Origin of the sequence: Tardiphaga sp. (genome assembly GCF_025356345.1) — a bacterium.
In the GTDB taxonomy this organism is placed as follows: Bacteria; Pseudomonadota; Alphaproteobacteria; order Rhizobiales; family Xanthobacteraceae; genus Tardiphaga.
The window spans coordinates 1-10,011 of sequence record NZ_JANXTC010000220.1 but is presented as its reverse complement, the minus strand read 5'-3'; the positions used below and the strand labels follow the sequence as shown (position 1 = coordinate 10,011).

Genomic DNA, 10,011 nt, shown 5'->3' with positions numbered 1-10,011 from the left:
ACCACTTCAAACCGACCGTGGATTTGCGACCGAACCGCTTCACCTGGATGGGCTCGACCCGGCCGCTCGACGCCTTCACCTTCCTGTTCGAGGAGACCGAGTGGGGGCCATTCATCGCGCATGCCTATCAGTACGAGGCGGGCCGCTCGACCTGGATTTTCGAGACCGATCCGGAAACCTTCAAGCGCGCCGGCCTGGAAGGCCTTGGCGAGCAGGAATCCGCCGACCGGATGGAGCAGATCTTCGCCGGCTTCCTCGAAGGCCATAAGCTGCTGATCAATCGCTCGATGTGGCGCAACTTTCCGATGATCCGCAACAAGCGCTGGGTCCGCGACAACATGGTGCTGCTGGGCGACGCCAAGGCGACCGCGCATTTCTCGATCGGCTCCGGCACCAAGCTGGCGATGGAAGACGCCATCGCGCTGTATGAGGCCATGGGCAAGGCGCCGACGGTGGAAGCCGCGCTCGACGCCTATGAGCACGGCCGCCGCGAGGAGACCGAAAAGATCCAGCATTCGGCGGACGTCTCGCTGGTGTGGTTCGAGCATGTCGACCGGTTCTGGGATTTTGACCCCGTGCAATTCGCCTTCGGCGTCATGACCCGCGCCAAGGCCATCACCTATGACAACCTCACCTTGCGGGCGCCGGAATTCGTCAGGGAAGTCGACAAGGCTTTCGCCGAACAGGTTCGCGCCAAGGGCTTCGATGTCGATCTGAAGAGACCGGTGGCGCCGATGTTCCAGCCGCTGCGTCTGCGCGAGATGGTGCTCGCTAACCGCGCCGTGGTATCGCCGATGTGCATGTATTCGGCGACCGAAGGCGTGCCCGGCGATTTCCATCTGGTGCATTACGGCGCGCGTGCGATCGGCGGCGCCGGGCTGGTGTTTACCGAAATGGTCTGCGTCGGCCGCGACGCCCGCATCACGCCCGGCTGCGCCGGGCTGTGGAATGACGCGCAGCAGGCGGCGTGGACCCGGATCGTCGATTTCGTGCACGGCAACTCGGCATCCAAGATCTGTCTGCAGCTCGGCCATGCCGGCCGCAAGGGCGCGACCAGATTGATGTGGGACGGTATGGACCGTTCGCTGGCGGAAGGCGCCTGGGACATCGTGTCGGCGTCGCCATTGCCGTATTATCCGGACAGCCAGGTGCCACATGAGATCGACCGCGCCGCGATGGATGTGGTGAAGGCCGAGTTCGTGTCCTCCGCGTTGCGCGGCGACGCCTGCGGCTTCGACATGCTGGAGATGCACGCCGCCCACGGCTATCTGCTCGCCAGCTTCATCTCGCCGCTCACTAACCATCGCACCGACGAATATGGCGGCTCGCTGGAGAACCGGCTGCGCTTCCCGCTCGAAGTCTTTGCGGCGATGCGCGCGGCATGGCCGGCGCACAAGCCGATGTCGGTGCGCATTTCCGCGACCGACTGGGCCGAGGGCGGTATCACCGGCGACGACGCCGTGTTGATCGCGCGCGCTTTCGCGGAAGCCGGCGTCGATCTGGTCGACATCTCGACCGGCCAGACCGTGCACGACGCGTCGCCGATCTACGGCCGTATGTTCCAGACGCCGTTTTCCGAGCAGGTCCGCAACGAGAGCAAGGTGGCGACGATGTGCGTCGGCAACATCACGTCGGCGGACCAGATCAACACCATCCTCGCTGCCGGCCGCGCCGATCTGGTCGCATTGGGCCGTCCGCATCTGGTCGACCCGTCCTTCACCCTCAAGGCGGCGGCCTGGTACGGCGCGAAGAATGCCTATTGTCCGCCGCCTTACATGCCCGGCAAGGAGCAGATTTTTCGCAACAGCGTCCGCGACAAGCAGGATTTCGACGATTTGAAAATTAAGGCTAAGCCGAAAACCCGCGCCGAACTGCGCGCCGAAGCGGCGAAGCCGCTTGCCGCGGAATAGGGCGGATGACACTCTGAATATCGCGTGGCGTTTCGTTCACCTCTCCCCGTTGGGGAGAGGTCGAATGTCGAGCGAAGCGAGAACATCCGGGTGAGGGGGCTTGGCTCTATCGAGAGGCCGGCGCCCCCTCACCTCAGCCCTCTCCCCAACGGGGAGAGGGAGCGATAGGCCGGCGTTCTGGTAAGTGGAGTTGGGCTGATGAAGGCGATCATCGTTGGCGGCGGGATTGGCGGGCTGACCACAGCCCTGATGCTGCGGGCGCGCGGCATCGACTGCGCGCTCTATGAGCAGACGGAATCGATCCGCGAACTTGGTGTTGGCATCAACACGCTGCCGCATGCGATCCGCGAACTGGCCGGGCTCGGCCTGCTCGATGCGCTGGACGCGATCGCCATCCGTACCGATGAACTGCATTATCTCAACCGTCACGGCCAGGAAGTCTGGCGCGAGGCCCGCGGCTATGGCGCCGGCCATGACGTAACGCAATTCTCGATCCACCGCGGCCGGCTGCAGAGCGTGATCCATGCCGCCGTCGAACAGCGGCTCGGTCGCGATGCGATCCATACCGGACGCCGGCTCGGTGCCTTTACCCAGGACGAGGGCGGCGTCACCGCGCATTTCTTCGACCGCGCCGGCGCGCATGTCGAAACCGCGCGCGGCGATATCCTGATCGGCGCCGATGGCATTCACTCCAAGGTGCGCAGCACATTGTTTCCCGATGAAGGCGGCCCGGTCTGGAACGGGCTGATGCTGTGGCGCGGCGCCCGCGACTGGCCGGCGTTCCTGACCGGCAATTCGATGATCGTCGCTGGCGGCCTCCATGCCAAGGTGGTGGTGTATCCGATTGCCGAGGGCCTGACGCCGGGCAACCGCCTGACCAACTGGGCGGTGCTGGTGAAGGTCGGCGAGGGCGGCTCGCTGCCGCCGCGCCGCGAGGATTGGTCGCGGCCCGGCAGGCGCGATGAACTGATGCCGCATGTGGCGCGCTTCAAGGTGCCGCATATCGATGTGCCCGCTTTGATCACCGCGACGCCGGAGTTCTGGGAATATCCGTGCTGCGACCGCGACCCGCTGCCATACTGGACCGGCGGCCGCGTCACGCTGCTCGGCGACGCCGCGCATCCGATGTATCCGGTCGGCTCCAACGGTGCCTCGCAGGCGATCCTGGATGCCCGCGCGCTGGCCGATGCGCTGGCCGCGGCCGAGCATCCGCGCCAGGCACTGGTCGCCTACGAGAAGAAGCGGCTGCCGATGACGGCCGAGATCGTCCGTGCCAACCGCCGCGGCGGGCCTGAAGGCGTCATTGATGCGGTCGAGCAGCTGGCGCCGGACGGTTTTGACAATGTCGATCACGTGCTGGGTTATGCGCAGCGCGAAGCCATTGTGAAGGGCTATGCCAGCAAGGCCGGTTTCGCGGCGCTGCCGGGATTGTCGGTGGTTGGCGGGTAAGAAGCGGGACGCTTTCTCACTTCCCCTCTCCCCTTGTGGGAGAGGGTGGATCGAACCGCGGAGCGGTTCGAGACGGGTGAGGGGGCCACACGCTCCGGCCTTTTTACTATCCCTCATCCGTCGCGGCTGCGCCGCGCCACCTTCTCCCACAAGGGGAGAAGGAAAAAGAAGCGCGCAGTTCCAGCTTGCTGCCTACCTCACGCCCCTTCTGGCGGGGGCAGGAAGTGGATGTTGTGCTCCGCGGCCAATGCCACGACGTCGGCGGGGTTCTGGTCCTTCATGTTGTTGATGCCCCAGAACAAATCGTAGAGCCGGCGGGTCGGCGAGACCCAGAACAGCACCTTGGCGGCCTGGTCCGACTTGTTGAAGATGCCGTGCGGCACACCGCGGGGCAGCCGGACTAGATCGCCCGGTGTGGCCTGCGCATCATTGCCGCCCAGCATGAAGTCGAGCCGGCCTTCGAGGATGTAGAGATATTCCTCCTGGTCGGGATGGATGTGCGGCGGCACGAAGGTACCGACCGGGAAGGTGGCGTGCCACGAGAACGAATCCTCGGTGCAGGTCTTCGGCACATAGACCTGGCCCAGGATGTTCCAGGTGATGCCCTGCATGCCCTCATTGGCGCGCGTGATGCCGGCGGTTTCGATTTTCATGGTGTTTCCCTTCTTAGTTTAATCTTTGAGCCATCAGCCGTCATTGCGAGGAGCCAACGGGTCCGGCTTCGCCAACCCGATGACAGGCTCCGCGACGCGGCAATCCAGAAGTCACGAGGAAGAACTGGATTGCTTCGTCGCAAGGGCTCCTCGCAATGACGGCTGCGAGGTCTGGGCATTATACATGCAGAAAGCGATCCTTGATGGTCGGGTCGTCCTTCAGTTCGGCCGAGCTGCCGGTCCACACGACCCGGCCCTTTTCGATGATCACATGACGGTCGGCGAACGCCGCCAGCGCATCGACGTTCTTGTCGATGACCAGAATGGATTGCTGCTCGGCCTTGAGCTTCTTCAGGCAGGTCCAGATTTCCAGCCGGATCAAAGGCGCCAGGCCTTCGGTGGCCTCGTCCAGGATCAGCAGTTTGGGATTGGTCATCAGCGCGCGGCCGACCGCCAGCATCTGCTGCTCGCCGCCCGACAATTGCGTGCCGAGATTGCCGCGGCGTTCCTTCAGCCGCGGAAACAGCTCGTAGATATCCTTCAGCGTCCAGCGCGCCGGCGGGCGCCGCGCCGCGGCGGTGGCGACCAGGTTCTCTTCCACCGTCAGCGTCGGAAAGATCTGCCGGCCTTCCGGCACCAGGCCGATGCCGGCCTGGGCGATGCGATAGGAGGGCAGGCCGGTGAGCGGCTTGTTATCGAAGGTGACCTTGCCGCCGGTCGGATGGATCAGCCCCATGATGGCGTTGATCGTGGTGGTCTTGCCCATGCCGTTGCGGCCGAGCAGGGTCACGACTTCGCCCGCGCCGATTTTCAGCGAGATATCGAACAGCACCTTGGCGGCGCCGTAGCCGGCCTGCAGATTGGAGACATTCAGCATCAGAGCGCCTCCTCGCCGAGATAGGCGGCGCGCACATCGGCATTGTCGCGGATGCTCCGCGGCGTGCCGGAGGCGATGATGCGGCCGTAGACCAGCACCGAGACGCGGTCGGCCAGCGCGAACACCGCGTCCATGTCGTGTTCGATCAGTACGATCGGCAGTTCGCGGCGCAGCTCCCGCAGCGTGTTGATCAGCCGCTGTGACTCGTCATGGCTGGTGCCGGCGAGCGGCTCGTCGAGCAGCAGCAGTTTTGGTTTCGCAGCCAACGCGATGGCGATTTCGAGCTGGCGTTTTTCGCCATGCGACATCTGCCCCGCCGGCACGCTGGCGCGGGCGGCCAGGCCGAAGCGCGCCAGCAGCCCCATCGCCACCTCGTTCAGCGCCGTCTCTGTCGCGGCATTGCCAAGAAACCAAAAGCTGGAGCCGGACCGCGCCTGCACCGCGAGCGCGACATTCTCCAGCGCCGAGAAGCGTGGCAGGATCGAGGTGATCTGGAACGATCGCACCAGCCCCAGCCGGGCACGGGCGGCCATCGACAGGCCGGTGACGTCCTGGCCGTCAAAGATGATGCGGCCGGAATTGGGCTGGGCGAGACCGGAAATCTGGTGGATCAGCGTAGTCTTGCCGGCGCCATTGGGGCCGATGATGGCGTGCAACTCGCCAGCCTCGATATCGAGCGAGACGTCGTCGGTGACAACAAGCGCGCCGTAATTCTTGCACAGGTTCTGCAGTCGTAGCGGCGCGGCGCTCATGGTCTGCTCCCGAACAGTCCGCCGATGCCGCCGCGGGCAAACAGCACCACGAGAACCAGGATCGGGCCGAACAGCAGCGCCCAGTGTTCGGTGTAATGCGACAGGATGTCGGCGAGCAGGCTGAACGCCGCCGCGCCCAGGATCGCGCCATGCAGCGAGCCGATGCCGCCGAGCACGATCGCGAAAATCAGATCGCCGGAGCGCTGCCAGCTGGCAAAGGCCGGGCTGACGAATTCGGTCTGGTTGGCGAGCAGGCAGCCGGCGATCGCGGCGATCATGCCGGCGATCACATAGGCGGTGAGCTGGTAGCGATAGGGTGCGAAGCCGATCGCTTCCATCCGCACCGGGTTTTCGCGGATGCCGCGAAGCACGCGACCGAAGCGCGAGGCGACGATGCCGCGCAACAAAAGATAGGCCGACAGCAGGAAGCCGAACACGACGTAATACAGCACGATGTCGTTCTTCAGGATTTTTGTGCCGAACAGCGTGCTGCGGGTCGCCAGCGTCAGGCCGTCATCGCCGCCATAGGCGGCCAGCGACGTGCCGAGGAAATACAGCATCTGGCCGAAGGCCAGCGTGATCATGATGAAGTAGACGCCCTTGGTGCGCAGCGAGATGGCTCCGGTGACCAGCGCGAACATGAAGGAGACGCCGAGCGCCGTGCCGAGGTGAACGAAGCCGTCGGTGATGCCGTGGCTCGACAGGATGGCGACGCTATAGGCGCCGAGCCCGACAAAGGCGGCGTGGCCGAACGAGATCATCGCGCCATAGCCGATCAGTAGATCCAGCGACATCGCGGCCAGCGCCAACACCATGATGCGGGTGACGATCGACAGCACAAAACCCTGCGAGCCCCACAGGCCCGCCAGCGGCACCAGCGCGAACAGCGCGAAGATGATCAGCGGCAGCACGATCACGCGTCGCGCGCGCGGGGGGGGCACGAGGGCAGGGGCGGCGTTGAGGTCGGTGAGATCGTTCACGGCCATTTCCGTTACTGCTTGGACGGGAACAGGCCGGACGGCCGGAAGAACAGCACCGCGGCCATCAGGATGTAGATCAGCATCGGCGCGATGGCGCGGCCGGTCTGGCTGGCGGTGGCGGGATCAAGCAGCAGCTTCAGCAGCGATGGCGCGAAGAAGCGCCCGAGCGTGTCGACGAGGCCGATCAGCAGCGCCGCGATGAAGGCGCCGCGGATCGAGCCGATGCCGCCGATCACGATCACCACGAAAGCCAGGATCAGCACATTGTCGCCCATGCCGGGCTCCACCGACAGGATCGGCGCCACCATGGCGCCGGCGAAGCCGGCGAGCATGGCGCCGACGCCGAACACGATGGTGAACAGCAGGCGGATATTGACGCCGAGCGCCGAGACCATCGCCGCATTGCTGGCGCCGGCCCGCACCAGCATGCCGAGCTTGGTCTTGTTGACCACCAGGTACAGCGCCAGACCGACGCCGAGGCCGACCGCGATGATCACGAGGCGATAGACCGGATACAGCATGCCGTCGGCGATCTCGATGGTGCCGGACAGCGCGTCGGGGATCGGCACGTTCAGCGGCGCCGCGCCCCAGACGAATTTGACCGCCTGGTTGAGAAAGATGATGACGCCGAAAGTGGCCAGCACCTGGTCGAGATGGCTGCGATCATAGAGGTGGCGGAAGATCAGCAGTTCCAGCATCAGGCCGAAGGCGAGCGCGGCCGGCAGCGCCAGCGCCAGGCCATAGAGGAAACTGCCGGTCATGGCGGTGAAGGCGGCGACGAAATATGCGCCGACCATGTACTGCACGCCATGCGCCAGATTGATGAAGTCCATCACCCCGAACACCAGCGTCAGCCCGGCGGCGATCAGGAACAGGATCAGCCCGAACTGCAGGCCGTTCAGGATCTGGACGAAAGCAAGGGTGAGAGTCATGCGAAAAATGTGTTTCTTGCGCGGGCGATCCAACAACCGCCGTGTGGTCTCCGCGACGGCGGGGACCCATACAGGCTGGCGGAATAAAGAAAGCGACGTAATCGTAGCTATGCTGTTTCAACTACGCTGACGGTGGTTATGGGTCCCCGCTTGCGCGGGGACGACATGTCGATAGGCCGTCGCCTACTGCGGTGTGCAGCTTGCGGCGTAGCGGTCACCGTAATTGCTGAACACTTTTTCCGCGATCTCGGTCTGGAACTTGCCGTCGGCGCGCTTGGCAACCTTGGTCAGGTAGAAATCCTGGATCGGATAGCCATTGCCGCTGAACTTGAAATCGCCGCGCAGCGACTTGAAGTCGGCCTTTTTCATCGCCGCCGCTACCTTGGTCTTGTCCGTGAGGTCGCCCTTGACCGACACCACCGCGCTGTTGATCAGCATCGCCGCGTCGTAGGACTGGAACGCATAGGTGGCCGGCACGCTCTTGTAGGCTTCCTCATATTCCGCGACGAACTTCTTGTTCTGCGGATTGTCGAGGGTGGGGGCCCAGTTCGAGCCGCCGAACATGCCCAGCGCGGCGTCCTGCTGCGCCGGCAGCGTCGATTCATCGACGGTGAAGGTGGAGAGGAACGGGATGCGGTCGAGCAGGCCGGCCTGCTTGTACTGCTTGACCAGGTTCACGCCCATGCCGCCCGGCATGAAGGTGAGCACGGCGTCGGGCTTCATCGCCGCGATCTTCGACAGCTCGGCCTGGAAATCCAGCGTGCCGAGCGGCATGTAGGATTCCTCGACGATCTCGCCCTTGAAATCCATCTTGACGCCGGCGGCGAAGTCCTTGCCGGCCTGGTAGTTCGGCGCCAGCAGATAGACCTTCTTGTAGCCGCGGTCCTGCGCGACCTTGCCGAGGATCTGGTGGATCTGGTCGTTCTGGTAGGACGTCACATAGAAGAACGGGTTGCATTCCTTGCCGGCGAAGCTGGACGGGCCGGCGTTCGGGCTGATCAGGAAGGTCTTGCTTTCAGTCACCGGCTTGTGGATGGCGCCGAGAATGTTGGAGAAGATCGGCCCGACCACGAAGTCGACCTTGTCGCGCTCCAACAGGCCCTTGACCTTGGTGACGGCGACGTCGGGCTTGAGTTCGTCATCGACGACGATGACTTCGACGTCCTTGCCGCCCATCTTGCCGCCGAGGTCCTTGACCGCGAGGTTGAAGCCGTCGCGGGCCTGCTGGCCGAGCACGGCGCCGGCGCCGGACAGCGACACGATTACCCCGACCTTGATCTTCTCCTGTGCCATGGCCGAGCCGGCCGTCACGCTCATCAGGGCGGCCAGGCCGGCCAGTTTGATCCGCTGCTTCATGATTTCCCCTCTGTCAGTCGCCTCAAACGACTGAAATCTGCCAACCCCGTTGGTGTCTAACCTCAGCTTATTCTGAGGATGGCCGTCGCCGCAAGCAAAGGAGTCGCGCAGCAAACCATCGCGGGCGGTCATGCAAGCGGCAGGCCAATTTGTTTGAACCTTAAAGAATTATCCGGATTTGGCGGCGTGGTGGGCCGCGGCGTTTTGACTTGCGGTCGTCCGCCAATTCCTTGAAGGTCAAAGCATCGGACGCGTGACGGGGCTGGGGATTTTCGCCGGCCTTGCTATCGCGAGCCTCTCAGGCGGGTATGATCGCATCATGATTCTCGATTCCGAGACCAAGGCTGTCGAACTTCCCGATGATCATGGCGACGAGCTGCGGCTATGGCTGCGGCTTCTGACCTGTACCACCATGATCGAGGGTGAGGTGCGTGGCCGGCTGCGCGAACGGTTCGACGTGACGCTGCCGCGGTTCGACCTGATGGCGCAGCTCGACAAGGTTCCGGACGGCATGACGCTGTCGGACGTCTCGAAGCGGATGATGGTGTCGAATGGCAACGTCACCGGGCTGGTGGAACGGCTGGTCGAATCCGGCCATGTCGATCGCCGTACCTCGGAGACCGACCGCCGGGTGCAGGTGATCCGGCTGACTAAGCTTGGTCGCGCCGAATTCCGCAAGATGGCGGAAGAGCACGAGACCTGGATCGCTGAAATCTTCACGGACCTGTCGCCCAAGGACGTGCGCGACCTGATGCGGTTGCTTGCCAAGACCAAGGGCTCGGCGCAGAAGGCGGCGCAAAAACGGGCGCAGAAGCCCGTCAATGGCAAGACGCCGTGACCAGCGCGATCGACCTCGAGGTCCAATACAACAACCGCGCGCGCGTGCCGGAAAATCCGGCGCTGATCGCCGGCTGGGCGCGCGACGCCGGGCTGTATCGCGAAGCCTCGCCGGCATGGCGCGTCATTCCCTATGGCAGCGGCGCGCGTCATACCATCGATTTTTTCCCTGCCGAGAACAACGGTCCGATCGTGGTCTTCATCCATGGCGGTTACTGGCAGGCGCTGGATTCCTCGTTCTTCAGCCACCTCGCCGCCGGCCTCC

9 protein-coding genes and 1 pseudogene are annotated in these 10,011 nt (G+C 64.2%); 4 read left to right on the top strand and 6 right to left on the bottom strand.

Annotated features, from left to right (window positions below):
* Both Q0S16_RS13555 and Q0S16_RS13550 read left to right on the top strand, forming a co-directional pair.
* Positions 1 to 1,910, top strand: a 1,910-nt coding sequence (locus Q0S16_RS13555; protein ID WP_295849056.1) for a bifunctional salicylyl-CoA 5-hydroxylase/oxidoreductase, incomplete at its 5' end; no start/stop codon positions are given.
* A 198-nt stretch (positions 1,911 to 2,108) separates the two neighbouring features.
* The gene (locus Q0S16_RS13550) at positions 2,109 to 3,359 is read left to right on the top strand and encodes a flavin-dependent oxidoreductase (protein ID WP_295849053.1); all 1,251 of its coding nucleotides are present in this window, start codon (positions 2,109 to 2,111) and stop codon (positions 3,357 to 3,359) included.
* 197 nt (positions 3,360 to 3,556) lie between these two features.
* Here Q0S16_RS13550 and Q0S16_RS13545 read toward each other — a convergent pair whose 3' ends face one another.
* The 6 genes from Q0S16_RS13545 to Q0S16_RS13520 form a co-directional block, all read right to left on the bottom strand.
* The gene (locus Q0S16_RS13545; protein WP_295849051.1) at positions 3,557 to 4,012 is read right to left on the bottom strand and encodes a cupin domain-containing protein; all 456 of its coding nucleotides are present in this window, start codon (positions 4,010 to 4,012) and stop codon (positions 3,557 to 3,559) included.
* 178 nt (positions 4,013 to 4,190) lie between these two features.
* Positions 4,191 to 4,889, bottom strand: a complete 699-nt coding sequence (locus Q0S16_RS13540) for an ABC transporter ATP-binding protein (protein WP_295849049.1) — start codon at positions 4,887 to 4,889, stop codon at positions 4,191 to 4,193.
* Positions 4,889 to 5,641 carry an ABC transporter ATP-binding protein gene (locus Q0S16_RS13535; RefSeq protein ID WP_295849048.1) on the bottom strand — a complete coding sequence of 251 codons (753 nt, stop codon included), beginning with the start codon at positions 5,639 to 5,641 and terminating at the stop codon, positions 4,889 to 4,891. The genes Q0S16_RS13540 and Q0S16_RS13535 overlap by 1 nt, the downstream gene beginning before the upstream one ends.
* A complete protein-coding gene (locus tag Q0S16_RS13530; protein ID WP_295849047.1) occupies positions 5,638 to 6,621 on the bottom strand; it encodes a branched-chain amino acid ABC transporter permease in 984 nt (327 codons plus the stop codon). The genes Q0S16_RS13535 and Q0S16_RS13530 overlap by 4 nt, the downstream gene beginning before the upstream one ends.
* Positions 6,622 to 6,632: 11 nt before the next feature.
* Positions 6,633 to 7,553 carry a branched-chain amino acid ABC transporter permease gene (locus tag Q0S16_RS13525; RefSeq protein WP_295849045.1) on the bottom strand — a complete coding sequence of 307 codons (921 nt, stop codon included), beginning with the start codon at positions 7,551 to 7,553 and terminating at the stop codon, positions 6,633 to 6,635.
* Positions 7,554 to 7,736: 183 nt separating this feature from the next.
* The gene (locus tag Q0S16_RS13520; protein ID WP_295849043.1) at positions 7,737 to 8,909 is read right to left on the bottom strand and encodes an ABC transporter substrate-binding protein; all 1,173 of its coding nucleotides are present in this window, start codon (positions 8,907 to 8,909) and stop codon (positions 7,737 to 7,739) included.
* 319 nt (positions 8,910 to 9,228) lie between these two features.
* On the opposite strand from Q0S16_RS13520, the gene Q0S16_RS13515 reads away from it, so the two are divergent.
* Complete coding sequence (locus Q0S16_RS13515; protein ID WP_295849041.1) at positions 9,229 to 9,747, top strand: MarR family transcriptional regulator; 519 nt, start codon at positions 9,229 to 9,231, stop codon at positions 9,745 to 9,747.
* A pseudogene (locus tag Q0S16_RS13510) lies at positions 9,744 to 10,011 on the top strand (alpha/beta hydrolase); the annotation flags it as partial. The gene Q0S16_RS13515 and the pseudogene Q0S16_RS13510, both read left to right, overlap by 4 nt.